At 40.9% G+C, this 22,390-nt stretch carries 40 protein-coding genes; 35 read left to right on the top strand and 5 right to left on the bottom strand.

The annotated features are described in order from the left end of the window. Positions 1-54: 54 nt before the first annotated feature. The 4 genes from AC0L13_RS09775 to AC0L13_RS09760 all read right to left on the bottom strand — a co-directional run bounded on the left by AC0L13_RS09775 (position 55) and on the right by AC0L13_RS09760 (position 3,660). Positions 55-813, bottom strand: coding sequence for a restriction endonuclease (locus tag AC0L13_RS09775; RefSeq protein ID WP_473646478.1), 759 nt, complete (start codon positions 811-813; stop codon positions 55-57). 314 nt (positions 814-1,127) lie between these two features. Further along, positions 1,128-2,360, bottom strand: coding sequence for a hypothetical protein (locus AC0L13_RS09770; protein ID WP_473646475.1), 1,233 nt, complete (start codon positions 2,358-2,360; stop codon positions 1,128-1,130). Positions 2,361-2,412: 52 nt separating this feature from the next. Next, complete coding sequence (locus AC0L13_RS09765) at positions 2,413-2,997, bottom strand: ImmA/IrrE family metallo-endopeptidase (protein WP_473646473.1); 585 nt, start codon at positions 2,995-2,997, stop codon at positions 2,413-2,415. Positions 2,998-3,240: 243 nt separating this feature from the next. Next, complete coding sequence (locus AC0L13_RS09760) at positions 3,241-3,660, bottom strand: helix-turn-helix domain-containing protein (RefSeq protein ID WP_473646471.1); 420 nt, start codon at positions 3,658-3,660, stop codon at positions 3,241-3,243. A 152-nt stretch (positions 3,661-3,812) separates the two neighbouring features. On the opposite strand from AC0L13_RS09760, the gene AC0L13_RS09755 reads away from it, so the two are divergent. Together AC0L13_RS09755 and AC0L13_RS09750 are read left to right on the top strand one after the other, a co-directional pair. Next, a complete protein-coding gene (locus tag AC0L13_RS09755; protein WP_473646468.1) occupies positions 3,813-4,043 on the top strand; it encodes a helix-turn-helix transcriptional regulator in 231 nt (76 codons plus the stop codon). Positions 4,044-4,055: 12 nt separating this feature from the next. Next, positions 4,056-4,259 (top strand): hypothetical protein, encoded by a 204-nt coding sequence (locus tag AC0L13_RS09750; RefSeq protein ID WP_473646466.1) that lies wholly within the window; start codon positions 4,056-4,058, stop codon positions 4,257-4,259. On the opposite strand, the gene AC0L13_RS09745 is transcribed toward AC0L13_RS09750, so the two are convergent. Continuing rightward, positions 4,240-4,470: a hypothetical protein gene (locus AC0L13_RS09745; protein ID WP_473646462.1), complete on the bottom strand. Its 231-nt coding sequence runs from the start codon at positions 4,468-4,470 to the stop codon at positions 4,240-4,242. The genes AC0L13_RS09750 and AC0L13_RS09745 overlap by 20 nt on opposite strands. A gap of 70 nt (positions 4,471-4,540) precedes the next feature. Between AC0L13_RS09745 and AC0L13_RS09740 the strand changes: the two genes are divergently transcribed. The 33 genes from AC0L13_RS09740 (at position 4,541) to AC0L13_RS09580 (ending at position 22,387) form a co-directional block, all read left to right on the top strand. Next, positions 4,541-4,729, top strand: coding sequence for a hypothetical protein (locus tag AC0L13_RS09740; protein ID WP_473646460.1), 189 nt, complete (start codon positions 4,541-4,543; stop codon positions 4,727-4,729). A gap of 22 nt (positions 4,730-4,751) precedes the next feature. Further along, the gene (locus AC0L13_RS09735; protein WP_473646458.1) at positions 4,752-4,946 is read left to right on the top strand and encodes a hypothetical protein; all 195 of its coding nucleotides are present in this window, start codon (positions 4,752-4,754) and stop codon (positions 4,944-4,946) included. A gap of 116 nt (positions 4,947-5,062) precedes the next feature. Next, the gene (locus AC0L13_RS09730) at positions 5,063-5,359 is read left to right on the top strand and encodes a helix-turn-helix domain-containing protein (protein WP_473646456.1); all 297 of its coding nucleotides are present in this window, start codon (positions 5,063-5,065) and stop codon (positions 5,357-5,359) included. A gap of 252 nt (positions 5,360-5,611) precedes the next feature. After that, positions 5,612-6,022, top strand: coding sequence for a hypothetical protein (locus AC0L13_RS09725; protein ID WP_473646453.1), 411 nt, complete (start codon positions 5,612-5,614; stop codon positions 6,020-6,022). 76 nt (positions 6,023-6,098) lie between these two features. Beyond that, on the top strand, positions 6,099-6,776 hold the full coding sequence (locus AC0L13_RS09720) for an ORF6N domain-containing protein (RefSeq protein WP_473646450.1): 678 nt from the start codon (positions 6,099-6,101) through the stop codon (positions 6,774-6,776). Next, positions 6,760-6,915, top strand: a complete 156-nt coding sequence (locus AC0L13_RS09715; protein ID WP_473646447.1) for a DUF6906 family protein — start codon at positions 6,760-6,762, stop codon at positions 6,913-6,915. The genes AC0L13_RS09720 and AC0L13_RS09715 overlap by 17 nt, the downstream gene beginning before the upstream one ends. A gap of 11 nt (positions 6,916-6,926) precedes the next feature. Further along, positions 6,927-7,712, top strand: coding sequence for a conserved phage C-terminal domain-containing protein (locus AC0L13_RS09710; RefSeq protein ID WP_473646445.1), 786 nt, complete (start codon positions 6,927-6,929; stop codon positions 7,710-7,712). Further along, positions 7,709-8,986: a replicative DNA helicase gene (locus tag AC0L13_RS09705; protein ID WP_473646442.1), complete on the top strand. Its 1,278-nt coding sequence runs from the start codon at positions 7,709-7,711 to the stop codon at positions 8,984-8,986. The genes AC0L13_RS09710 and AC0L13_RS09705 overlap by 4 nt, the downstream gene beginning before the upstream one ends. Next, positions 8,983-9,459 carry a hypothetical protein gene (locus tag AC0L13_RS09700; RefSeq protein ID WP_473646440.1) on the top strand — a complete coding sequence of 159 codons (477 nt, stop codon included), beginning with the start codon at positions 8,983-8,985 and terminating at the stop codon, positions 9,457-9,459. The genes AC0L13_RS09705 and AC0L13_RS09700 overlap by 4 nt, the downstream gene beginning before the upstream one ends. Further along, positions 9,456-9,584 (top strand): BH0509 family protein, encoded by a 129-nt coding sequence (locus tag AC0L13_RS09695; RefSeq protein ID WP_473646436.1) that lies wholly within the window; start codon positions 9,456-9,458, stop codon positions 9,582-9,584. The genes AC0L13_RS09700 and AC0L13_RS09695 overlap by 4 nt, the downstream gene beginning before the upstream one ends. A gap of 22 nt (positions 9,585-9,606) precedes the next feature. Beyond that, the gene (locus AC0L13_RS09690; protein WP_473646432.1) at positions 9,607-9,747 is read left to right on the top strand and encodes a hypothetical protein; all 141 of its coding nucleotides are present in this window, start codon (positions 9,607-9,609) and stop codon (positions 9,745-9,747) included. A gap of 18 nt (positions 9,748-9,765) precedes the next feature. Further along, positions 9,766-10,170, top strand: coding sequence for a replication terminator protein (locus AC0L13_RS09685; protein WP_473646429.1), 405 nt, complete (start codon positions 9,766-9,768; stop codon positions 10,168-10,170). Between the two features lie 23 nt (positions 10,171-10,193). Then, positions 10,194-10,904: a hypothetical protein gene (locus tag AC0L13_RS09680; protein WP_473646427.1), complete on the top strand. Its 711-nt coding sequence runs from the start codon at positions 10,194-10,196 to the stop codon at positions 10,902-10,904. A gap of 74 nt (positions 10,905-10,978) precedes the next feature. After that, a complete protein-coding gene (locus tag AC0L13_RS09675) occupies positions 10,979-11,182 on the top strand; it encodes a hypothetical protein (RefSeq protein WP_473646425.1) in 204 nt (67 codons plus the stop codon). Between the two features lie 43 nt (positions 11,183-11,225). Next, positions 11,226-11,537 carry a hypothetical protein gene (locus tag AC0L13_RS09670; RefSeq protein WP_473646423.1) on the top strand — a complete coding sequence of 104 codons (312 nt, stop codon included), beginning with the start codon at positions 11,226-11,228 and terminating at the stop codon, positions 11,535-11,537. Between the two features lie 186 nt (positions 11,538-11,723). Beyond that, the gene (locus AC0L13_RS09665) at positions 11,724-11,918 is read left to right on the top strand and encodes a helix-turn-helix domain-containing protein (protein ID WP_473646421.1); all 195 of its coding nucleotides are present in this window, start codon (positions 11,724-11,726) and stop codon (positions 11,916-11,918) included. A gap of 2 nt (positions 11,919-11,920) precedes the next feature. After that, entirely contained in the window at positions 11,921-12,181 is a 261-nt protein-coding gene (locus AC0L13_RS09660) for a hypothetical protein (RefSeq protein WP_473646418.1), read from the top strand. Continuing rightward, positions 12,178-12,327 (top strand): hypothetical protein, encoded by a 150-nt coding sequence (locus AC0L13_RS09655; RefSeq protein WP_473646415.1) that lies wholly within the window; start codon positions 12,178-12,180, stop codon positions 12,325-12,327. Before AC0L13_RS09660 ends, AC0L13_RS09655 begins: the two co-directional genes overlap by 4 nt. Before the next feature lie 57 nt (positions 12,328-12,384). Beyond that, the gene (locus AC0L13_RS09650; RefSeq protein WP_473646413.1) at positions 12,385-12,546 is read left to right on the top strand and encodes a hypothetical protein; all 162 of its coding nucleotides are present in this window, start codon (positions 12,385-12,387) and stop codon (positions 12,544-12,546) included. 11 nt (positions 12,547-12,557) lie between these two features. Further along, positions 12,558-12,854 (top strand): hypothetical protein, encoded by a 297-nt coding sequence (locus AC0L13_RS09645; RefSeq protein ID WP_473646411.1) that lies wholly within the window; start codon positions 12,558-12,560, stop codon positions 12,852-12,854. A gap of 82 nt (positions 12,855-12,936) precedes the next feature. Beyond that, entirely contained in the window at positions 12,937-13,239 is a 303-nt protein-coding gene (locus AC0L13_RS09640) for a hypothetical protein (protein WP_473646409.1), read from the top strand. Positions 13,240-13,244: 5 nt separating this feature from the next. Further along, on the top strand, positions 13,245-13,436 hold the full coding sequence (locus tag AC0L13_RS09635) for a hypothetical protein (RefSeq protein WP_473646407.1): 192 nt from the start codon (positions 13,245-13,247) through the stop codon (positions 13,434-13,436). A gap of 38 nt (positions 13,437-13,474) precedes the next feature. Next, complete coding sequence (locus AC0L13_RS09630; protein WP_473646405.1) at positions 13,475-14,116, top strand: sigma factor-like helix-turn-helix DNA-binding protein; 642 nt, start codon at positions 13,475-13,477, stop codon at positions 14,114-14,116. Further along, on the top strand, positions 14,113-14,682 hold the full coding sequence (locus tag AC0L13_RS09625; protein ID WP_473646403.1) for a tyrosine-type recombinase/integrase: 570 nt from the start codon (positions 14,113-14,115) through the stop codon (positions 14,680-14,682). Before AC0L13_RS09630 ends, AC0L13_RS09625 begins: the two co-directional genes overlap by 4 nt. A 624-nt stretch (positions 14,683-15,306) precedes the next feature. Continuing rightward, entirely contained in the window at positions 15,307-15,861 is a 555-nt protein-coding gene (locus AC0L13_RS09620) for a hypothetical protein (protein WP_473646400.1), read from the top strand. Continuing rightward, a complete protein-coding gene (locus AC0L13_RS09615; protein WP_473646399.1) occupies positions 15,848-17,620 on the top strand; it encodes a phage terminase large subunit family protein in 1,773 nt (590 codons plus the stop codon). The genes AC0L13_RS09620 and AC0L13_RS09615 overlap by 14 nt, the downstream gene beginning before the upstream one ends. Then, positions 17,617-17,859: a DUF6148 family protein gene (locus AC0L13_RS09610; protein ID WP_473646396.1), complete on the top strand. Its 243-nt coding sequence runs from the start codon at positions 17,617-17,619 to the stop codon at positions 17,857-17,859. Before AC0L13_RS09615 ends, AC0L13_RS09610 begins: the two co-directional genes overlap by 4 nt. 14 nt (positions 17,860-17,873) lie before the next feature. Further along, complete coding sequence (locus tag AC0L13_RS09605; protein WP_473646393.1) at positions 17,874-19,043, top strand: phage portal protein; 1,170 nt, start codon at positions 17,874-17,876, stop codon at positions 19,041-19,043. A gap of 9 nt (positions 19,044-19,052) precedes the next feature. Beyond that, positions 19,053-19,451 (top strand): hypothetical protein, encoded by a 399-nt coding sequence (locus AC0L13_RS09600; RefSeq protein ID WP_473646390.1) that lies wholly within the window; start codon positions 19,053-19,055, stop codon positions 19,449-19,451. Further along, on the top strand, positions 19,435-20,559 hold the full coding sequence (locus tag AC0L13_RS09595; protein ID WP_473646385.1) for a head maturation protease, ClpP-related: 1,125 nt from the start codon (positions 19,435-19,437) through the stop codon (positions 20,557-20,559). The genes AC0L13_RS09600 and AC0L13_RS09595 overlap by 17 nt, the downstream gene beginning before the upstream one ends. Further along, a complete protein-coding gene (locus AC0L13_RS09590; protein ID WP_473646382.1) occupies positions 20,559-20,924 on the top strand; it encodes a hypothetical protein in 366 nt (121 codons plus the stop codon). Before AC0L13_RS09595 ends, AC0L13_RS09590 begins: the two co-directional genes overlap by 1 nt. Further along, positions 20,921-21,973, top strand: a complete 1,053-nt coding sequence (locus tag AC0L13_RS09585; protein ID WP_473646379.1) for a major capsid protein — start codon at positions 20,921-20,923, stop codon at positions 21,971-21,973. The genes AC0L13_RS09590 and AC0L13_RS09585 overlap by 4 nt, the downstream gene beginning before the upstream one ends. A gap of 18 nt (positions 21,974-21,991) precedes the next feature. Next, on the top strand, positions 21,992-22,387 hold the full coding sequence (locus AC0L13_RS09580) for a hypothetical protein (protein WP_473646377.1): 396 nt from the start codon (positions 21,992-21,994) through the stop codon (positions 22,385-22,387). The last annotated feature ends 3 nt before the right edge of the window (positions 22,388-22,390 follow it).

Here is a 22,390-nt window from a genome sequence, read left to right as displayed (position 1 = left end):
TGTTCTTTTTGTGTTATAAAATAAACCTTACTAAATTAGTAAGGTAAATAAAATCTATTTTTCTTCTAAGTCACCGTACTTGGTAATAAGTGCTTTTTTATATTCCGAGTAATCTTCAGAACTGATAATTTCTAAATGATGTAATTGAAATAAGGACCTATGCAAGCGTTCCTGATATGGTAAATAGCAATCCTCATCAGTATTGTCATCGAATACTTCATCGACAATACATTGATATTTTTGTTTTATCATTGTAAAGAAATTATTAGTTGTAAGTGTTTTTAATTCATTTAGTGTGAAGCCAATAATGATTTTATTGCCGGATAATGCCAATTTTCTTCTTTTCCCTTCGGCATTGACCCATCGACTGTTTCTGCCTTTACTAAAAGACTTTATTGATGAGAAGATGCCCAATTTTGACCTTTTTGATCTCAGTAGTTCATTTAGATCGGCAACTTCTCTAACAGATATAGAATCTTTATGATTTTTTGATTCTCCAACTAGAGTTAATCCAACATTTTCGTGAATGAATGTTGGAGTTACTCCATCAATAAATCTAATAATATGGTCTATTTGATTATCGCCTTTTCTCTCATTGCTAATCACATCAACAAATGTAAATCTCTGATAGATATAAGTCATAAGCTCTTCTAAACTATCGCCTTTTTCTTTTTTTGATCCAGTATCAATAAATTTTTCCACTGTATCAATTAGCTTTAGAAACATTTCTTTCTCATCATCTAAAATCGGACTCCAAATTTTGTTGTCAGGAGAATTATCGATAAACTGATTGTACTTTATTGCATCACTCATGAGCCTCACCTTTAATTAAACCCTTTGTTATAAAGAAAACATCAATGTCATTTGTATTTAGTTCAGAACCACACTCTAAACAGAACTTTTTATTATCTTTGATGAATTTAAGCATTTTTTCATTATCATTGAACTCAAATTTGTGTATCATATCATAATCTTCATTTCGACATTTTAGTATGAACTGGGTATTGATTACATGTCGATGAGACATGGTAGTTAGAATTTTTATAACGTCTACCATAGGGAGATTAGATTGCAGCGATAAATATGAAGGAGAAACTGTACTGCCAGGATTAATTTGGCATAAAAGATCATTTATTTTCTGTAGCTTTATTGCTGGGATTTTCAGATTCAATTCTTTGCTTATATTTATTAAGCTCAAGTAATACATTATCAACTATCTCCTTTTCAGTTGCCCCAATACTTAATCTTTTTAGCGCAAAGAATTGATCTGATTTGGAAATTTTATATGGGACTTTTTTCTTTTCGCTATGGAAATTAAGACCGATAGCGGATATATTGGCATTTTCTATCATTTTCTTTAAAATTTCTCGTGAATCAGCAAAGTTAAAATCTTGGCCTCCGTTATGGGCGCTAAATTGAGTTAATCCCCTGTCAACAACTTGAAGGAATATACTAAATGTCGTTTTTCGGGGGATAGGTCCATAGCCAAATATCAATTCATTCTCCATTATTTCAGTGACTTTCTTTTTAACCCGATGTCTGGCTAAATCATTGTTAATTTTCGCATCAAATTCAAGTATATTTTTTATAACCGATTCTAACCGATCCGCTACAAAGGAATCCAGTTTCTTAGTTATTAGCGGATTATTATGATCGAAATATTCCTCATTGATTTCATTTAGGACTTTAACTATCCAATCCTGTTGTAAGTATTCCATTTTACGTACATGTGTACCAAAATGGTTTAATACTTGTTCTGCTATTTTTTCAATTTCATTTCGTTTAACTAGATGTCCATTAATAGAATAAGTTTTTGGATAGGGAGGAATAGAAATTACCAATTGTTCTAAATCAAAGTCTAACCATATGTACGAAAAAAAGACATCTTTTTCGAAGACAGGTTCGTTATCATCTTCATTGTTCTTCATTATAACTGAAGGACAGATAAAAGAGAATAACAACTGATTTTGGCTGGTTATTTCCATAATATCTATAAGTTCAAACGAATTGATATTTAAAGGATTTATATCAAATATGAATTTTAGTTGTTTTTCTAATTCAGCTATCTTCTTCTTTGTTCTAATATCTTTTAACAAATTAAAATTCTTTGGTTCATACACGAAAATAGAATTAGCTGTGTGAAGAAATAGCTGCGAAGCCCATCTCCTAAAGTAATTAAAATTGATTTCATCTGACATTAATCCATGCACAACATTATTTCTATATTCATCATTATTTTTTCCAGGTTTTAATGTCGAATAATCCTCTTTAATCATATCTAGTTGAGGGCCATTCGCCTTTGCAAGATACAAAAGCAAATTATCAATTTGCTCATCAGTTAAATCCATATATTTTTTCACTTATCTCACTCCATAACTATTAATCAGGATTGTATTTTATGATAGATAACAATTAATAAATCCACTCCAACGTTCCCAACTTCCCACGCAATGCAGTGAAGCCATCTACCTTATGATTGAATATTAACTCTAATCGATAATGCGCGAAATTTTCAGTCACCATGAAGTAGTCTGCAATGTCGCTGATCGTCACAGCTTCGTCTTCTGCAAAGTCATAGACTTTATCGATAAACCGTTGTGGCATCAACAAGTAGGCAGCCATCCTTTTCGCTTGCTGCTCATTCTTAGCCAATACGTATTCATCCACACACAGTTGAGGGGAGTGGTGTGCATACAGATGACAGAACTCTTCGGCGACAAGTAGTTTCCTTTCCACGTGGGGCAGGTGCTCTTGAAGGTAGATTGTTCCTCGACGAGCTTTCTCCTTGGGCACAGAGTAGGCCTTCAATCCCTCGATATCCTCAAATTCCAGACCGTGGCTTTCAAGAAATGGCTTGTCCAACGGCAGCACTTTGATTCCATACCTCCAGCAAATTTGAAAGATGTCAATGTCATCCGGGTATATATAGTTAAAATGGGAAAGGACCTTCTCGGCTCGTTCCTCCCAGTAGTCTGTTTGTATTTGTCTTAGTTGCATGTTGTCACAGCCTTGATAGTTCTGGGTGTTTTATAAATGAAGTGTTATTTTTGTCTCATGAACTCCACTTAGTGAAATACGACTAGATTCATGGTAAAAATAAACGCGGCATCTGCACCGCGAATATTGTTTATTATTACTTATAAGCTGAAAACCCCGTGGCTTCAATCTTTGCAGTAGCTGAAAAACCAAAAATCACATACCTTTTTTACTTTGTATATTATTACTCAAAGGCAAAAAAATTTAATCTTCCAAATCTCCAAATCCGTCACCATAATCTTCTTCATCATCTTCCAACAACATCTGCTTCATCTTATATAGCTTAATCAGTTGCTTCACTTTCTTCTCCGGATCCGACGCCAAATCATGAAACATGATTGGGTGTTTTTTAAGTTCGTTGAATAAACGATACTCGTCTTCAGTTAAACTAATTTCCTGGCCGGCCACTATTGCTTTTAAATCAGTGGAACCTAGTAGGTAATCAATTGATACATTAAATATTTCAGCAAGCTTCTGAGTAGCTTCATGGTCTGGTTCTCTTTTGGATTTTTCACTTTCATAGTAACCATAAGCTTGTCTTGTAATTCCTAGTTTGTCAGCTACTTCTTGTTGAGTAAGCTTTGCTTCAAGTCTCAGTTTTTTCAATCGGTCTTGAAAGCTCATTTTTTATCCCCTTCTATTTAACAATTATCAATATTATACAGCAACAAAGAGTTGCCGAAATCAAATGCAACGAAATATTGCATTAATATGTTGACAGAAACAAAACGTTACGTATAATAAGAATTAGATAGCAACAAAACGTTGCTAAGGAGGTGCTTGAATTGAGAGAATGGCTAGCAACACCAAGAAAGAAAAAGAACCTATCTCACCAAGATGTTGCCGATGCAGCCAATATAAAAAGACAATACTACGGTATGATTGAGAACGGCGAGAGAACGCCAAGTGTGCCAGTAGCAAAATGTATTGGGGAGGTCCTGGATGTTGATTGGACGCTTTTTTTTGAAAACAAAGGCAACAAAACGTTGCATTCTGAAGTCGGATAGGAGGTGAGACGGATGGAAGACGTTAGGAAGGAAGCCACCGCAGATACGGCGGCTAAAAACATGCAACTTGAAAAGAGAATCGAGGAGGTATCTCTGAAATATATCGATTTTCTTGAAAAGGCAATTTCTACTGAAGAAGTAGTCAACACAGATCTACTTCATACGCTGAATGACTGTATCAGGGTTTTACATCACATCAAAAAGATGAATTGTTGATCGTTTCCCATTCACTAAGATCAATTGGCCCGTCGTAATCAAGAGAATCCCATTCGTAGCAACCGGTCACTTGCATGTAAACATCATCTGCTGCAGCAACAGCATTTATGTAGTGGCCAAAAACAATACCATTAATCGATAAAGCAAATCTATTAACGCTACGGTCATAGTAAATCAACATTTTACCTATAGGGCTGTCATAACTAAACATTTCATCACCCCCTTCCTATGAAAATCGTACCACATTCATAGAGGGGGAGGATAGAAGGGAGGGGAAGCCTGTGATTCAAAGAGAATTACTTGAAATGAACGCATATTTGCCTGTCAAATTAGCGGAATTAGCTAAGTCAGAACCAGAGACAGCACTGGAGCTTTTGAAGGCATGGGGGGATGGGACAAAAACATTGCGTGTGTTATGGAAAGAAGTTACCGACGCACTGGCTCCATATGAGGTCCGTATCAGCTCATAAAAAATTATAGGTGGTGAGAAAAATGCTTGCAAAAGACAAAGAAGAAAGACGACAGCTAGTTGCAAGAATGAACGCAGAAATGAAAGCAATTACCAACAGTCCATCCACAGATGTTGAAAAATTCCGTATTGGACTGCTGGCGAAGCTAGGAGGGGAGTTAAAGATCATAAACGACAGGATCCGTAGAAAACCATATCAAGTTGGAAGGGTTTCGTAACGTGGTCGTGTAGGAGTGAGTCATCTATCTTCTACTAACTATTTTACCAGTCTTAGATAAAAATACTGTTCATTGTTTGAACATGTTCAGAATTTGAACATTTAGGGGGGATAAGCGTGAATGTTGGACAACTCTTGCGGTCAACGCGCAAAACCGCTGGCTTAACACAAGAGGAAATGTCCCCGTTAGTCAATATATCGAGAAGCACCATTTCAAAAGTCGAACGCAACGAAATGACACTGTCGACGGAGGACTTTATCCGATGGCTCCAAGTCATACAGATAAGAATGACTAATACAACGGCGTTAGAAGTTGGCTTGGCATTTATCAATGGAGTCGATATCTATTTACTAGCAGAGATGCTGACAAAAGCAGTTGGAGGATTTATCAGTTTTTACCTTGGAGGGATATGAATGGAAAAACGCAATAAAAAAAGCCGAATGACATTGGCCTGTCATCCAGCTAAGAAATATCTCGTTACAGCAATCTTAACACAAAATAATGATAAAACCAACTGAATTAGGGACGGAACCGGATTCCGTCCAGAAGTCCAGGAGTGAACGAATTCATCGCCAAATCCCATTTCCCCTTTCGTTCATCACCCCACGGCATCCTGGGCTTCTGGATGGGATTCCATCAATAAAAAATCAAAGGAGAGAATTATTATGGAGCAAATCAATGAATTGGTCGAATTGGCACAACAAATCGATGCTGTTATGGATGACACTAAGTCGGAAGTTTTTTCTCTAAACATTAGCATCACAGGCAGAACAGCATTTCTTGTAACCCCAGAATACATGCTCAAAAACTTTGACAACATGGATGTTACTAAGACAGGTGAAACAGACGTGGATCGCGCAGTGTTTAAACTCGAAACAGAGATCGAGGGAGTAATTTTCAAATGCAGTATTTACCGAGATGAACTTCATCTGTTGAACGGACGTATTCCGGATGAATGGCTAAATGAGGTTGAGAATCAGAAACCAAAAGAAACTCACCGAATTACAGCCTTCCGTCAAAATGACGTCACCCTATTCGGACAAGAAAAAAGCCCACTCGCACTGGCATGCGAATGAGCAGACAATAAAACAAATGTTCTCCTCTGATTATCCGTGATCAGAGGAGAAAAGTCAAGGGGAAGGAGATTCCATTATGCAAGCACTTCAAGTGATCGAGCACAACGATATGCGCGTACTAACTACGAAACAACTTTCCTCGGCCTTTGATTCCAGTGACAAGATTGTTATGCGTAACTTTCAGCGCAATCAAGAACGCTATGAAATAGGAAAACATTACTATGCTTTGACTGGCGAGGATTTGAAGCAATTTAAGGCATCCCGTCAAAATGACGTCAGCCTTAAATACGTTTCCAATCTGTATCTATGGACGGAACTCGGGGCATGGATGCACGCTAAGTCGCTTAATACAGAAAAAGCTTGGCAAGCCTATCAACTGCTCATAGACACCTATTACAAATTATCTCAACGGCAAGCTTTATCAGAGGCATGCGACAATATGACGCCTGCCACCACACACGAACAAATCTACCAAATTGAAAGTAGGTTGATGGAGTTGGAAAAGCAGTTCAAAGAAGTTGTAACGCTCCATTCGGGCGAACAGAAACGGCTTCGCAACGCTGTAAGCGACCGGATTTATCAGCTAACTCGAAACGAATCAGGCGCACGTCCGGTATTGTTCAACGCGATCTATTCGGAAATCCGCGAGAAGTACGAAGTTGACTCATATCGGGATATCAAACAGTACCAATTGCAAGAGGCTCTTCAGTTTGTTTCTACGTGGGGAGGTGAAGCGATTGAAACGAGGGCGTAAATCATCGGTCGCCGAATCCAATTACATCAAATCATTTAGGCTCAATCCGGCGAATTGGTTGATCAGCCAAAAGATGACGGAAAAATGGCTGATCGTACATCGTGAGACTGCATCAACAAAAGTCATACCAGCACCATAGGAGGGTCTTGAATGAATCTATTAATCAATGAGCCTCCCCTGCAAGTTTTGCCTTCTTTGGCTATGCAAGTAGGGCTTAACGAGGCGATATTGCTACAGCAATTGCATTTCCGCTCACTTATATCAAACAACATCAGAGATGGTCATAAATGGATTTATAAGACCTATGAGGAGTGGAAAGACGAAGAGTTTCCCTTTTGGTCAGTAGACACTATTAAAAGAGCTATTCGGAAGTTAGAAAAAGAGGGTTACGTCATTTCGACGTCAGCCTATAACAAGATGAAAATGGACAAAACAAAATGGTATCGAATTAATTATTCCAAGTGTTACCTACCGACAGGGCAAAATGCACCGTCGATGGAGGCAAAATGCACTGTTGGAGAAGGGCAAAGTGCTCCGTGTGATGAGGGCAAAATGCCCCTACCAATAACCAAAGAGATTAAGAGTTCTAAGAAAAGTATTGTCGAGAACGATCTCGACGTTGTCTCTCAGGTCATTGATTACCTAAACCGGAAAACCGGAAAGGCGTTTAAGGCAACATCGAAAGCAACAGCGAAATTCATCATTGCTCGACTAAACGAAGGGTACGTCCTTGACGATTTCAAGAACGTTATTGACGTCAAAACAAAACAATGGCTGAACGATCAGCAGTTTAATAACTACCTGCGACCGTCCACCTTGTTTAATCCTACTAATTTTGAAAACTATCTTAACGAAGCACCAGCAGCTAAACCGATTCCGAAATCGACAACATATCAACCACCCGTGCTGGACTTTGAGAAAGGGGAATTCAATTGAGCGGTATTGAACTTGCAGAAAAAAGCTTGCTAGGAACCATGCTGAAAGAAAATTACCTCATTACGGAAAGTGGTATTCAAGAGATTTTCTTTGACTCGCATATACACAGAAACATTTACTCAGGCATGAAAACGTTAGCTTCTCAGAACCGTCCGGTCGATTACATAACGATCATGACGACAGGGGAACCGACTGAATTCGGAGGGGCGAATTATTTAGCAGATCTACAAAGCTTTGCAAGTCCGGTTAAGTTCGACGAGTATCGAGAAATTGTCGTGAATGCCTGGAAAGAGAGGGAAAAAGGAAGGCTGCTTCAACAGGCACAAACTGAAAATTGGTCCATTCCTGATATTCAAAAGGCTATTGACGAACTACATTCGGAAAACACTCAGGACGTTAATACATCAATCAAAGACGACCTGGTAGCACTTTACGAAATGCCTTTCCAACCAATCTCGGTAGAAGTAGGGGTACCAGCAGGCCTTAAGGATTTGGACAGGCTGCTAAACGGCTTCCAACCTACTGAAATGACAATTATCGCTGCTCGTCCGTCGATGGGGAAAACTGATACGTTAAATCATTTGGCACTTAGTGCAGGATGGTCCGGGTTCTTGCCAATCATTTTTTCACTAGAGATGAACCGAAAAATGATGGTGACAAGATTGATTGCTTCATCAGCCGGTTACAACCGTCTGAAAATGCGGAATCCGTACAAATACTTCGATCAAAACCAGAAGAGAGGTTGGATGACATCCATCGGGGTTTTAGGGGATGCCGACATCCATATCGATGACCGAAGTGCTCTTAGCGTAGGACAAATTAAAGCGCAAGCACGGAAAATTATCCATGCAAATCAGAACAAGCGACCAATCATATTTATCGATTATCTGCAGCTAATTAGACCGGATAACCCCCGTGATAACACGACACAGCAAGTCGGACAAATCAGTTATGACTTAAAGTCGATGGCAAAAGAGTTAAATTGTCCGGTCGTTTGCCTTTCTCAACTCAATCGGGGTGTAGAAAGTCGTCAAGACAAACGACCTTTGCTATCCGATTTGAGGGATTCAGGGAATATCGAGCAAGACGCTGATGTAGTCGGCTTTCTTTATCGCGATGACTACTATGACAAAGAATCCGAAAATGCAAACATGCTCGAAATCATCATAGCAAAGCATCGTAATGGTCCGACGGGAACTGTCACAGTCGCATATGTGAAGGAAACCGGAAAGCTTTTCGATATTGTTTGGGGAGAAAGAGCTGGTCAGGCATGAGTGTAACTGTCAAAGAGATTTTCGACTTCGCGATTGAAACAGATTCGAGTTTAATAGCCCACACCATTTATTGGGCGCTTAGCAACAACCTTATCGATCTTCTCGATGATGACAGTAAGTTACATTCTTTAGACCTGGACAAGCAGGCTATAGATGCTCTTGTGAGAAAAAACACACTCGGCATCGGAAGGGGCAAATTGTTTGTTATACAAACATCGGAATCTGGGTGGTTTGCCTTTTACTTAGCTGAAAACTCTCTTGCAGCATATAGTCTTCACTCCGATCTATTTCGTGAGCAAGGTGGGAAAATCACGCAGTCAGATCGCCTAATGATCCCAACCATGTTATTAGCAGATACGGGGGAAGAATTGAGTCTTTATGAATATAGGAAAAGAGTTGTCCATTACCCGGCATATATCGGACATGCGAAAGCCGGCGAACACGTTTTATATCGAATGGGGGTGAGTGCATGAGCGACGAAGAACGCGAGAAGCTTATCGCTGCAATCAATCTCAAGACTAAATATCCAGAGTCCTATTTCGATAGCTTAACAGACAAGGAGCTTATCGATCTTTACGAATACCACACGTTGAAATGATAAATCGAAAGGGCGAGATTACGTGAAAGCACGTGAGAAATATTTGATTCAGCTATTGAAGAAAATGAATGTGCACAGCAGCTCGGATAATAAGCCACTTGAACAATTAGACTATGAAACTTTGAAATACATGCTCGCAGCGAAAATAGCTGCAACACAATAAACGGAGGAGTGAAATCATATGAAAAAAATTATTGACCTTAACAGCTTTGCAGACGGAGGTGCATCAGAAAAACTTAACACCGAACTGCAAAAAGTTCTCCAAAACATTGCTGATCCTAATACAGATCCTAAAAAGGTTCGAAAAGTGACGATGGTCCTTACGATAAAGCCAAACGACAAACGAAACCTTGCTGATGTATCTGTAGAAGTAAAGTCGACAATAGCACCGTCTCAACCAATTGGAACTTCACTACTCATCGATATGGACACTGACGGCAAAGCGACTGGCGCTGAATTGAAAAGTGGAATCCCTGGTCAAATGTATGTAGATGACGAAGGGGTAGTGCGGGACGACAAAGGGCAAAAAGCCGAAGAAACAGAAAAAACGAAAGCTACCGACAGCAAAGTCGTTAACTTTAAATAAAAAACAGAAAGAGGTAGAAGAAAATGTTAAAAGAGTTTGTTGAGTATTTGTTAGGTTTGAAGAGACCGGAAACAGTGGAGGCGCTTGGCAATACATATTCAACGCGCAGCCTTCACCGTCTGAACGTTGAACATGGCGTGAACACAATTGAAATTCAAAGTCTATCCGGGTTGGTGGATTACATCCGTTCCAACTTTGATCATGAGCGTCCAGTAATGATTCATGTCGAATCCCCGACAAGGGTTAATGTCTTTGATGCTTTGAATGACGTAAATGATCGCCGAACCTACATTAGCGCAAAGGCTTTACTCCCGCAAATTACGTTTGAAAGGTATATATCTCGCGAAAAGTTCAACGTCATGCTGCAAGCTTGTTTTGTTCCTAATGATGACAGAGAACGAGTCCTGAAAGTTATCAGCTCGGTTGTCGAGGAAAATTCTGTTACTCAAAACGATGATGGAATTACGCAAAAAGTAGTTGCCAAAACAGGCGTTGCGACACTCGGTAATGAGACAGTTCCGAATCCTGTAGAACTAAAACCCTTCCGAACATTTGTCGAAGTCACACAACCGGAATCAGAATTTATCCTTCGACTACGCGAAGGGGCAGAAGTGGGGCTGTTTGAAGCAGACGGGGGTGCATGGGAATTAAATGCGATGCACAGCATCAAGGAATACTTTTCCAAGCACCTTGCAGATCTGATGGAATTGAAGAAAGTTATGATTGTTGCTTAAAAGAGAGGGGGATTATGTCCCCCTTTTAATTCAATAAACGTTAGATGCACTTGGAAACCAAAGGAGGAAATACCTTGCCTGAGAAGAATGATGCTATGAAAAACTTGCAATTCCAGATGGAGCTTGACAATTTGCGTCGGGCTGTTCCCTACGTTATCGAAAACGCTAAGCTCAATGCGAAAATCCTAAAAGCTAGATACGACAGCTTACTCCACGAAGGCTTTACAGAAGCTCAGGCCTTAGAAATCGTAGTTCATAAGCGAATGGCAGATTTGTGATTTCACAGTAGACACATAATGTTGAGTAAAGGGAGAGATGGATATGAGTTCTGAAAATGAAAAAATCACGGTTAGATACAAGACTAAAAGAGGGTATTGTCGCTGTTGTGATAGGGAGTTAGATGATCCCGTCGTGAGTGAGGTTAGAGAATTCGACTTTTACATCGACAGCTTAAAGGAAGATAACGACTGGAAGCTGTTTGATGAGGAAGAAGAATTGCCTGATGTTGTTGACGAGTACGTTTACAACACAGTTAATTTTTTTGCAGTCAGTCATGAAGACGAGATAGATTTCCTCGATGGTGAAGTAGATAAAATACTGCAATACATTAAATCTAACCTGTTGACGAATTAATCAACAGTACGACCAAACTGTGAAGGATTGATGATTTGATATTTAAGTACTTATTTTCAGAACATGAGAAAAGAAGAATCAAAAGGGCTACAACTGTTTTGTTTTACCGACTTCCGACAACAAAAATCATCATTAGAATTTTAAATCGCTTTACAGACAAGAAAGCGAAAGGGGAATAGATTAACTTTGAAAACTAGCGAGTTGCATAAGTACCTACGTAACATTCGGATAAAAAACAACGAGCTACTTAAAAATATGGCCGACAAATTAGGGTTGCGACCATCGGAGTTGTCTGCCATTGAACACCAAAGAAAAATAATGCCAGAAGGGTTTATTGAAAAGATACATCAACTTTACGGACAAAACGCGAAGGAGGACTGATTTTGAATCAATTATCCTTTGACGATTTACTGGATGAGAAAAAAGAGTTGATCCTTTGTCAGTTGAGTTCGGGTTTTCATTGGCTCCGGATCACCAGCGGGCACACTCCAACAGATTTTAAGGAAAGAGTTCATTTTTCTCTGCAAGGATTCGATTATCTTTATGAAGATACACATGGAAAAGATGAAATACTAAGTCATTTTGACGGTACTGTAAAAACAATAACTTGGGAAGAAGTCAACGAAAGGGGAGAAGAGCAATGAATACGGTGTGGGTTTATATTCAGTCCGAACCGGGATTGTACACAGTGGGTTTCTACAAACCGGACGGAAAGTGGGAGCCGGAAAGCGATCATGCTAACCGAGAGGATGCAGCTGCACGTGTAAATTACTTAAACGGTATGAAATAAAAAAAGACAGGATTCCTCCTGCCTGCATACATACATCATACCATAGGAGGGGTCCGGATGGTTAGAAAAACTGAAAAGGAAAAGGATGTTGTCTTCATTGAAGTAAACGGAGTGCGCACGCCGATTAGCGCAAAGGAATTCGGGGAGGATTCACTTGTTTGGAAAGATTGGAAGGTGCTTGATGTTGTTCGAAGTGAACGAGTAAGAATTAAAAGATAGGGGGTATTTTGATGAATATAGCGGAAAAATTGAATCTGGAACGGCTGGACAAAATTGTGGAACATGCAATAGAATTTGCAGAAAAGTATGAACCGGAATTAAGAGAGTCAGCAAGGGAAGGGTACACAGGCCTAGATATAAGTCTTGAAGGACGAGATGATGCACACATTCTTCGATCACGTGAATTTCAAGAGAATGTTGAGTTATTACTGGACGGATGCAAGGTGACATTGCAAAAAAACGAATATAAAAACCTCTTATTTGGCAATACCTATTACAAATACAAACTTAATATCGCTTGGAATTAGTCCTTACCGAAGAACGGACGGACATCAAAATGGCTTAACGGCTGTTTTGGTGTCCTTTTTTAATTGAAAAGGAGTGAATGAATTGGAAAATCAAAGAATTTATGAATTGGCTGTTGAATTTTCCGAGCGTTCCGCGATGTCATTAGAAGATTGTGCATTTATGATCCAGAACATAGTAGCGGTTTGTGAAAATATTGCGGACGCCTTCAAAAAAATCAGAGATGAAATGAGTCGAATTTGGAGCGCTGTCAAGGAAACATTGGGATTATTTGAAGAAAACGAAGCTATGCACGGATGGTATATAGATTGGGATACACGAAAGAAAAGCCAAGTGATAAATAATCGGCCGTCATTTGCGGTTAGAAAGATTATTTCGGTGTGGTGAGTAAATTGAGAACGATACAAAGTGAATTGCTGAAAAAGGGATTAGCGAATGACAATGCTCATAAAAAGAAAACTGTCAAAAAAGACATTTCCGTCAAGCGTGATGAGAATTTGTCGAATGATGATCTGCGCATGCTGATGGGTGAATTCAGGCCGAAATTTTCAAGAGGACGAGGAGGGGCGTTCAGGCAACGCTAACAAACTTGATCATTATAAAAATTAGCGAGGTGAGAAACGTGAAATTATTGCTCGACGAGTATAAGAGAACGGCAAAACAGACCAGGAAGATGAAAGAACTTTTAGATGATGCTGCCGGACATTGCGAGGCTAAAATAGAAGAAGCTATAAAAGAATTTAGTTTGATTAAGAAAGTGCAAGACGAAACTATGGACGCTAGAGCTGACGAGCTGGAAGAAAGGTATAACGGACTTCGAACGAAAGAAAGGGAATTGAAAATTGAGCGGGAGATCGTGAACAGCATGGTTTCCAGTCTTTCATATAGCATCCATTGCATTCGATATAATGCCGAACCACCTGCGATAAGGGGAATTGAAAGACGCGCTTACTATGAGAGGGAGATCCCCTTCGAAAATCAATGGATTCAAAGAAGGAAAGATGATGAATCCTCAGCATTAAGCTTTGTAACCGATAACGTTAAAACCGAAGAAGAAGAGTACGAGCAAGAAATCCGTCGTGAACTCGTGAGGGAAATTAAAAAATGTCTAACACCTCGCCAAATCGAAGTCATGGAATTAGTAGGTATGGATTTTACTCCACGTGAAATAGCAGAGATGTTAGGCATCTCTAAACGGGCTGTCAATTATACGATTGAGACTGCAAGAAAAACAGTGAAGGATGAAGGGTGGAGAATGGTATGACTGTTGTAGAGCCAATCAGAGAAGATGAAGACGTGGCTGCATTTGCAAATCATTTGAAGCAACAGAATGAGAGAGATTATGTGATGTTCATGATTGGCGTTTATACTGGATTGCGCATTTCAGATATTCTTCCTTTGCGTGTGTTGGATGTAGAAGGAGCGCACTTGGTTTTGTTCGAACAGAAGACCGAAAAAATGAAACGAATCATTCTTCATCCTCAACTAAAAAAAATATTGAAAGATTATACTATGGGAATGAAGCGTACTGAGTTGTTATTTCCATCAAGAAAAACCGGAAGAAATGGAAAGCGAAAGCCGATAGGTCGACAACGCGCATATGAAATATTAAAGGAAGCAGCTGACGCCTTGGAGTTTGAAGGAAGGGTCGGCACACACACAATGAGAAAGACCTTCGGTTTCAGATATTACCAACAGTACAAAGACGTCGCTGAACTTCAGGAAATCTTTAATCATAAAAAGCAAATCGAAACGCTTAGATACATAGGCGTAATGTCTGAGAGGATAGAACAAAATATTCAAGGGTTGGATCGAATTCCTGGTATCTGAGTTTCCGAAAATGGAAATGTCGATTTTAGGTTTTCTAAATTTCAAAACTGAGAGTTCTAATCGTCAATAACTAATATGGGAGAATTTTAAAGTGAAAATAGAAATATCGCCTTTCAGTTTTCCGATTTACAACCAGATCAATTAACGAACACTACGCTCACAAATGACGCGTAGTGTTTTTTTATTGAACAAAACAAGCATGGAGCCGTTATTGAATAGCGTTCGATCAGCAGTCTTTCATTCGAACGCGACATAAAAGTAGAAGAAAACATATTCAGAAATAAAGAAAAAGAAAAACCTTGTAATATCAATGGTTTGCAACCCCTAAGTGAATAAGACATTTCATAGGAAACGTCACGTTCGAGGGTGATTGCTTCCCACTTGCCCGCTAAGGGTGAAGAGAGCGATACAAGAGGACATAGCACAATGTATGACAAACCCAGTAGCCACAAGGGTTGAACGGCTATCGAAATGAATTGTCTGAATTGTAGGTTCTTTGGACACAATTTAATCCTTACGGGTGCTATCGAGCCCGGAAATCGTCCAGTTAGTATTTTGAAAAGGTCGTTTCGTTTTCGGTTGGTTGGTGAGTAAAATACGGTTGCCGGAAAGGAGGGCGAAGCCATGAGTAGCAAGGGTTTGAAAGAAAAAAACTACCTCGTTACAACCGAAGAAATTTGCGAAATCATGGGTTTGAGCGCCCGTCGAATTCAGCAGCTAGTAGATGAAAAAGCAATCGTCCGAGTGGCGCATGGAAGATATGATCTTGTGGCAAGCGTTCGAAGCTACAACGATTACATAAAAAATAAGCTCATTGAAGACGATCCTGACTTGGATAAATTGAGAGAAGAGACGCTTTGGATTCGAGCACGACGGATGAAGTCGGAAGCTGAGTACAAAATTATGTCAGGAGAGTTACATCGTTCAAATGACGTTGAAGAAGTCATGAACAAAATGATGGAGGTCTTCCGTTCTCAACTTCTTTCTTTCCCTACGCGTGCGGCTCCGAAAGTATTAGGGGAAACAGACGTGAATGTGATTCGAGAAATGCTTACCAGTGATATCAAAGAGGTCATGCAGGTGTTATCTGATTACGATCCAAGCATTTTCTATGATCAAAGTGATGACAAGATTTACGTTGAAAGCCCTGAGGAGGCTGGCATCGTTGATCGAAAGTAAAACGATTGATTTATTTAAGCGTATTGCCCATCACGGTTTGACTCCTCCATCTGATCTTACTGTTTCCGAATGGGCAGATTTGCACCGTCGATTGTCAAGAGAGTCTTCGGCCGAGGCAGGGCAGTGGCGAACTTCACGAACGCCATATTTGAAAGAGATTATGGATGCTGTAAATGATCCTTACGTTGAAGATATTGTCATCATGGCATCAGCCCAGGTCGGTAAATCCGAAATTCTGTTGAATACGCTTGGTTATTTTATCGATTATGATCCGTCTCCTATACTTTTTATCCAACCTACGGAAGCAAAAGCAAAGGATTTTTCGAAAGAACGTGTAGCACCGATGATTCGGGATACTCCTCGACTTCGGGAACGTGTTGGAAATACGAAATCAAGAGATTCTTCTAATACAATCTTGTATAAATCGTTCCCAGGCGGTTTTATCGCTCTTGGTGGCGCTAATGCTCCTGCGGGATTAGCTGCTCGTCCTATCCGAGTTATTCTTGCGGATGAGATTGACCGATTTCCGGTGTCAGCAGGAGAAGAAGGAGATCCTTTGGATTTGGCAGAAAAACGGACGACGGCATTTTACAATCGTAAAAAGATGAAAGTTTCAACCCCGACTGTAAAAGGGGCATCTCGGATCGAAAAAGAATTCGAGTTGAGTACGAAAGAATTTTACAATCTACCATGTCCTCGATGCGAAGCATTGCAGCCCTTACGCTGGTCTCAAATAGACTTTGAAACTGAATCGCATCGATGCGTTGAGTGCGGTTACTTAAGTGGAGAATTCGAATGGAAAAAGCAAGAGGGGAAATGGATTGCGACGGCCAAATCCAAAATGCGCGGGTTTCACCTTAATGAATTGCTCAGTCCTTTCAGACGTTGGGGTGAAATCATACGCGATTTCAAGACAGCTAAGAAAAAGGGAACCGAGGCTCTTAAAGTTTTCACAAACACGGCTCTTGGAGAAACGTGGGAGGAAGAAGGACAGGAACTCGAAGAGGAAGTGCTATTCAACAGACGTGAAGATTACACTGCTCGTGTTCCAGACGGCGTAAAAATTCTTACTGCTGCAGTTGACGTGCAAGACGATCGTTTCGAAATCGAGGTCGTTGGATGGGGACAAGGCCGTGAAAGTTGGGGTATCGAATACCACATTCTGCGCGGTGATCTGAATGAGGACCGTATATGGGATGAATTGGATAAGTACCTACAAAAGACTTGGCAAAAAGCGGACGGTCGGGAATTCGGTATTGCTTGTACTCTGATAGACAGTGGGGGACACTTCACCCAGGAGGTTTATCGTTTCGTTCTTCCTCGCGAGGCTAGAAGGGTCTACGCCATAAAAGGGGCATCCACTCGAAAAGGTGAATACACGCCATTGATAGCAGGAACAAGCAGGCCAAAACCGTTAAAAGCGCTTTTAGTCACGCTTGGAGTAAACGAAGGAAAAAGCAAGGTCATGTCCAGTCTTCAAGTTGAGGATTTTGGCCCGAATTATTGTCATTATCCAAAAGGGTATGGTTATGAATTGGAATACTTCAAAACGCTAACCTCTGAACGGTTAGAAACTCGTTATGAAAGAGGGATCCCTTATCAAGTTTGGGTGCAGACAAGAGCGCGAAATGAAGGATTCGACTTACGTGTCTACAACACGGCAGCCATCGAAATCTTGAATCCAAACTTCGATAAAGAGTATCAGATGGTCGGGACTCAGGCATCTGGAAGGAAGCGGAGAAGGAGGAGACGGCAATGAGGGAGCCATTGATTGATTCTAAAACGGCTAGAAAACATTTCAATGCGTGGTTAGAAGCGGAAATGAAAGTGTCTCAAGGGCAAAGCTATACAATTGGTAGCAGGACATTGACGAGAGCGCACATTTCGGAAGTTCGCAAAACGCTTGATTATTGGCGGCGAAAGGTACAGGAAGCAGAAATGATCGAAGCCGGAAAAAGTGTTTCGCGGGTGAGGCGTTTCATTCCACGGGACCTTTAAATGAGGTGTGATTTATGAATCTATTAGACAAAGTTGTCAATTATATCAGCCCCTCGAAAGGGCTACAAAGAATGGCACATCGAAAAACAGCTAAAGTATTGAATGGTTATAGCTCGCACGGTGCAAGTGGCGATAAAAATAGCACACGCGGTTGGATCGTGAATGCTGGTTCTGCTATTGAAGATATCGAAGCAAATGCAAAGACTTTGAGAGAACGCTCTCGGGATTTATACATGTCAGGTGGAATTGCGACGGGGGCTATCAAAACTTTAAATACGAACGTAGTCGGATCAGGCTTGAAATTAAATCCCCAAATTGACTATGAATTCTTAGGGATGTCGATTGAAGAAGCTCATGAATGGAAACGAAACGTAAAGCGGGAGTTCGATTTGTGGGCGGACAGCATCAATTGCGACGCTACCCGAGTAAATAACTTTTATGAACTGCAGCAGTTGTCTTTTTTGTCACAGCTAATGTCGGGTGATGCCTTTGTATTACTTCCTACTAAAAAAAGAATTGGAACGCCATATGAACTTTGCATACAGCTAATTGAAGCGGATCGAGTGTGTACTCCTTCAAACACTAAAAAAGAAAATATCATAAATGGCGTTGAGGTAGATAGCTATGGCGAAGTCGTTGCATTCCATTTCGCAAAAAAGCACCCTCGCTCGCTGGATTTTTTGTTTAACAACGAGTGGAACAGGGTTGAAAGGTTCGGCAGAAGGACAGGTCGACCTAATGTTTTGCACCTTATGGAAATGGAGCGGCCGGAACAAAGGCGAGGCATTCCATTTCTTACGCCTGTAATTGAGCAGCTTAAACAACTGACCCGATACACGGATGCTGAATTAATGGCAGCGGTCATTAATGGGATGTATGCCATCTTTATTGAACAGGGTATTGAAGCTACACCTACTTCCGATTTTGGGGGCATTAGTTCACATGATCAGGATAACATTTCAGACGACTATGACAATGATATTCAAATCGGAAATGGCGCGGTTAACTTTCTAAACCCTGGCGAAAAAGTGTCTGAGACGAAAGTAGGTAGACCAAATACTGCGTTCGATGGGTTTGTTAAATCAATTTGCAGACAGATTGGCTCAGCTTTGGAAATTCCGTATGAGGTTTTGTTGAAACATTTTACAGCATCCTACTCTGCATCAAGAGCAGCCCTATTGTAAGCGTGGAAAATGTATCGAAAAAAACGCGACGGACTTGCCACTGATTTTTGTCAACCCATTTTTGAAGAGTGGCTGGCGGAGGCCGTGGCGAAAGGAAGAGTTCGCGCACCAGGCTTTTTTTCTGATCCATCTATACGTAAGGCATACAGTCGAGCGGAATGGAACGGTCCATCGATGGGTCAATTGAATCCAGTGCAAGAGGTTAAGGCGTCCGTGCTGAAAGTCGAAAACGGATTTTCAACGCGTGAAAAAGAAACCGTTGAGCTTTCAGGCGGCAGTTATGATTCAAATCATCGCACATTGGTGGCTGAGGAAGCAGCACGTCGGAGGGACGGTCTAGGAACAGTTAACACATCAACTCAGGCTGATGTTGAAGGAGGTGAAATAGACAATGAAAATCAGGATTAACGGTCCCATTGTAGATGATTCCGAAATCTGGATTTATGAATGGTATGGCATTGAAGCTACGAGCCCCAAAAAAGTAATAAGGCAAATCGAAAGAGCAGAGCAATCAAGCAATGATGACATTGAAGTGCTAATCAACAGTTATGGTGGTTCAGTTTTTGCTGCATCTGAAATTTATACGGCATTGAAGTCTTATAAAGGTAAGGTGATCACTCAAGCTGTAGGGATTGCTGCAAGTTCGGCATCGTTCTTAATGATGGCGGGAGATGAAATACTGATTTCCCCTACCGGTCAAGTTATGATCCATAACGCGTCAATGGTCGAACAAGGCGATTACAGAACAATGGACAAAGCAAGCGACATCCTAAAAGGTGTCAACCAGTCTATCGTCAGCGCTTATCAGTTGAAGACTGGGAAAAGTGAGTATGAGCTACTGCAACTAATGGAAGAAGAAACATGGATGACAGCTAAACGAGCAGTGGAACTTGGTTTCGCTGACAAGGTGATGTTTGAAGACGAGGCAGCCAATTTGGGTATTGTGGCGAACCATGACGGCGGCATACTCCCCAGAGAAGTGATCAATCGCATGAAAGAAATGGTTGCCAGTGGAACAATCGATTTGAATTCAGGTTCGCAAGAAGGGAGCGTTGAAAATACTCCTGTCAGTCAAACCACGAACCTATCTAATCAAATAGATCCCCAGCTAACACCTGCGGCACATACTAATTCACAAGGAGATGAAGAAGAAATGGATTTAGAAAAAATCAAAAACGACTTTCCCGACTTATATGAAACTATCAAGAATGAAGGCTACCAAGAAGGCGTAAAAGCGGAAAATAATCGTATCAAGGAAATTGAAGATCTTGCCTACCCAGGCATCGAAGATCTGGTAAACAAAGCAAAATTCGAAAATAATTCAACAAGTGAACAACTTGCAGTGCAGATTGTTAAAGCGGAAAAGGCTATTGGAGCGGACTTCATCGCAAATCGAAATGATGATGCGCAAGAAGCTGGAGGTATCCCTGCTGCTAAAGCAGATTTAGACGATCCGAAAGACAAAAGCAATGAAAAAGTCAGCGCTCTCGTAGCGGCGATGGGAGGAGCTAAGTAATGGTTGAAAATCTATTTAGAACTGTCGGCAAGAGTCAAACTGATAATTTAATCGCGGATATATCATTCCCTTTACAGACCGGATCTGCAGTAATCAGAGCAGAAGCCGGTCTTTTGTTGCGTGGAACTGTTCTTGGTAAAGGGGCAGATGGAAAATTTGAAAAGGCGTCAGCTGAAATCGAAGGAGATCGCATCTTAGCTGACACCGTATTAGTTGGTGAATCCGATATGACGGTAGTGACATATCTTTCAGGTGCATTTGCTAAGTCCTCATTGATTTGTGAAAACGATATTGAAGAGCACCGTGAAGCATTGCGTACAAAGGGCATTTATATCAAGGCGACAGTAGGAGGAGGACGAGCATGAATACAGTGGACTTATTGACAACTCATGAAATGCTGCAAGCGATTGAAACGGTAGGACGTCCGAAAACGTTCTTAAAAGACACATTTTTCCCGAAAGAGAAAACGTTTGTCACGGAAAGTGTACTTTTTGATGTGAAAAAAGGACGCCGACGAATGGCACCAGTCGTTGCTCCTCGCGTCGGTGGCATCACGGTTGGACGAGAAGGATTCGAAACTAAAGAAATAAAAGCGCCTCGCGTCGCTCCTCAACGACCAATGACAATTGACGACTTGATGAATCGTGGTTTCGGAGAGCAGTTAAACAGTAGAAAAACCCCGGCGCAACGACAAGTGGAGTTGACTGCGGATGACTTGCAGGACCTGAATGACTATATCGCTCGGCGCGAAGAATGGATGGCTGCCCAAACTTTGTTCGAAGGCAAAGTCATCCTTAAAGGCCGCGTAAGTGATTCTGATGACCGTGTCATTGAACAAGTTGTGGATTACGGCTTTACTAACAAAGTCATCCTTTCCGGAACGTCGATGTGGAGTGAAGACGCATCGAATATAGTTACACAAGTGCGCGCGTGGAGGTTACGAGTTACAAAAGCCACCGGTGTTGCACCGGATACTCTTCTCCTTGGTGAAGATGCGGTGACGGCTTATCTAAATAACAAAAATCTGCAAAAGCTAATGGACAACCGTCGAATGAACATGGCTGAAGTGAACCCAAGGATTCAGGATGATGCCGTTACATTCCTCGGGAAACTTCCAGGATTGGGTATTGAAATTTACTCCTATGATGAATGGTATTTGGATGATGAAGGGGAAGAAAGACCATATATTCCGGCAGGTGCAGCGTTACTCGTTAAAGCTGGAAGCGGAGCGTTTGCGTATGGCGCAGTCACACAAATGGACGAATCCACAAGACGCTTAACGACGACTGAAGGTCGCGCCGTTCCGAAACGATGGACTGACGTGGAAAACGACACTACGATGCTCCGTTTGACATCTCGCCCAGTACCTATGCCTACAGACGTAGATGGTTGGCTTGTAGCGCAAGTAGTTTAATAAAAAGGAGGAATTAAAATGCCATTAAAGGTATTGACCCACTTAGAGCACGATGGAGTCCGGTATGAATCCGGATCCATCATTCCAGATAAAACAATTGCGAAGAAGGACTTAAAACGACTTGTTCAGCTGCAGGTGGTGGAATCGACAAATGAACAAGTTCTTATTGAAGAACCGGAAATCGAAAACGATCCACCTAAAGATGTTGGTGATTTGCAAGGCGCGGAAGATCTAATGACGGATGAAGAAGTCTATCAAGAAATTGACGAAGGTTTTGGATATCCTGAGTTAAAGCGCGAAGCAGAAGAGCTTGGATTAGAATTTGCGGGGAACATTAGCAAAAAAGATTTGATCCAACTTATCATCGATAAAGAACAAGATGACCATTTCCTTGATCTCTTAGAAAATCGGTAACGA

This window comes from Sporosarcina sp. QA0331 (assembly GCF_055808055.1).
This window is presented reverse-complemented; position numbering and strand designations above follow the sequence as displayed.

What these genes read in the sequence shown, in the direction of transcription:
- AC0L13_RS09695 (WP_473646436.1), top strand. Translation starts at nt 9,456, where the DNA reads ATGAGCGACGAAGAACGCGAGAAGCTTATCGCTGCAATCAATCTCAAG.
- AC0L13_RS09620 (WP_473646400.1), top strand. Translation starts at nt 15,307, where the DNA reads ATGAGTAGCAAGGGTTTGAAAGAAAAAAACTACCTCGTTACAACCGAA.
- AC0L13_RS09650 (WP_473646413.1), top strand. Translation starts at nt 12,385, where the DNA reads ATGGTTAGAAAAACTGAAAAGGAAAAGGATGTTGTCTTCATTGAAGTA.
- AC0L13_RS09610 (WP_473646396.1), top strand. Translation starts at nt 17,617, where the DNA reads ATGAGGGAGCCATTGATTGATTCTAAAACGGCTAGAAAACATTTCAAT.
- AC0L13_RS09590 (WP_473646382.1), top strand. Translation starts at nt 20,559, where the DNA reads ATGGTTGAAAATCTATTTAGAACTGTCGGCAAGAGTCAAACTGATAAT.
- AC0L13_RS09645 (WP_473646411.1), top strand. Translation starts at nt 12,558, where the DNA reads ATGAATATAGCGGAAAAATTGAATCTGGAACGGCTGGACAAAATTGTG.
- AC0L13_RS09745 (WP_473646462.1), bottom strand. Translation starts at nt 4,470, where the DNA reads ATGTTTAGTTATGACAGCCCTATAGGTAAAATGTTGATTTACTATGAC.
- AC0L13_RS09735 (WP_473646458.1), top strand. Translation starts at nt 4,752, where the DNA reads ATGCTTGCAAAAGACAAAGAAGAAAGACGACAGCTAGTTGCAAGAATG.
- AC0L13_RS09760 (WP_473646471.1), bottom strand. Translation starts at nt 3,660, where the DNA reads ATGAGCTTTCAAGACCGATTGAAAAAACTGAGACTTGAAGCAAAGCTT.
- AC0L13_RS09595 (WP_473646385.1), top strand. Translation starts at nt 19,435, where the DNA reads ATGAAAATCAGGATTAACGGTCCCATTGTAGATGATTCCGAAATCTGG.
- AC0L13_RS09580 (WP_473646377.1), top strand. Translation starts at nt 21,992, where the DNA reads ATGCCATTAAAGGTATTGACCCACTTAGAGCACGATGGAGTCCGGTAT.
- AC0L13_RS09685 (WP_473646429.1), top strand. Translation starts at nt 9,766, where the DNA reads ATGAAAAAAATTATTGACCTTAACAGCTTTGCAGACGGAGGTGCATCA.
- AC0L13_RS09655 (WP_473646415.1), top strand. Translation starts at nt 12,178, where the DNA reads ATGAATACGGTGTGGGTTTATATTCAGTCCGAACCGGGATTGTACACA.
- AC0L13_RS09680 (WP_473646427.1), top strand. Translation starts at nt 10,194, where the DNA reads ATGTTAAAAGAGTTTGTTGAGTATTTGTTAGGTTTGAAGAGACCGGAA.
- AC0L13_RS09600 (WP_473646390.1), top strand. Translation starts at nt 19,053, where the DNA reads ATGTATCGAAAAAAACGCGACGGACTTGCCACTGATTTTTGTCAACCC.
- AC0L13_RS09765 (WP_473646473.1), bottom strand. Translation starts at nt 2,997, where the DNA reads ATGCAACTAAGACAAATACAAACAGACTACTGGGAGGAACGAGCCGAG.
- AC0L13_RS09720 (WP_473646450.1), top strand. Translation starts at nt 6,099, where the DNA reads ATGCAAGCACTTCAAGTGATCGAGCACAACGATATGCGCGTACTAACT.
- AC0L13_RS09625 (WP_473646403.1), top strand. Translation starts at nt 14,113, where the DNA reads ATGACTGTTGTAGAGCCAATCAGAGAAGATGAAGACGTGGCTGCATTT.
- AC0L13_RS09605 (WP_473646393.1), top strand. Translation starts at nt 17,874, where the DNA reads ATGAATCTATTAGACAAAGTTGTCAATTATATCAGCCCCTCGAAAGGG.
- AC0L13_RS09700 (WP_473646440.1), top strand. Translation starts at nt 8,983, where the DNA reads ATGAGTGTAACTGTCAAAGAGATTTTCGACTTCGCGATTGAAACAGAT.
- AC0L13_RS09725 (WP_473646453.1), top strand. Translation starts at nt 5,612, where the DNA reads ATGGAGCAAATCAATGAATTGGTCGAATTGGCACAACAAATCGATGCT.
- AC0L13_RS09710 (WP_473646445.1), top strand. Translation starts at nt 6,927, where the DNA reads ATGAATCTATTAATCAATGAGCCTCCCCTGCAAGTTTTGCCTTCTTTG.
- AC0L13_RS09670 (WP_473646423.1), top strand. Translation starts at nt 11,226, where the DNA reads ATGAGTTCTGAAAATGAAAAAATCACGGTTAGATACAAGACTAAAAGA.
- AC0L13_RS09750 (WP_473646466.1), top strand. Translation starts at nt 4,056, where the DNA reads ATGGAAGACGTTAGGAAGGAAGCCACCGCAGATACGGCGGCTAAAAAC.
- AC0L13_RS09775 (WP_473646478.1), bottom strand. Translation starts at nt 813, where the DNA reads ATGAGTGATGCAATAAAGTACAATCAGTTTATCGATAATTCTCCTGAC.
- AC0L13_RS09585 (WP_473646379.1), top strand. Translation starts at nt 20,921, where the DNA reads ATGAATACAGTGGACTTATTGACAACTCATGAAATGCTGCAAGCGATT.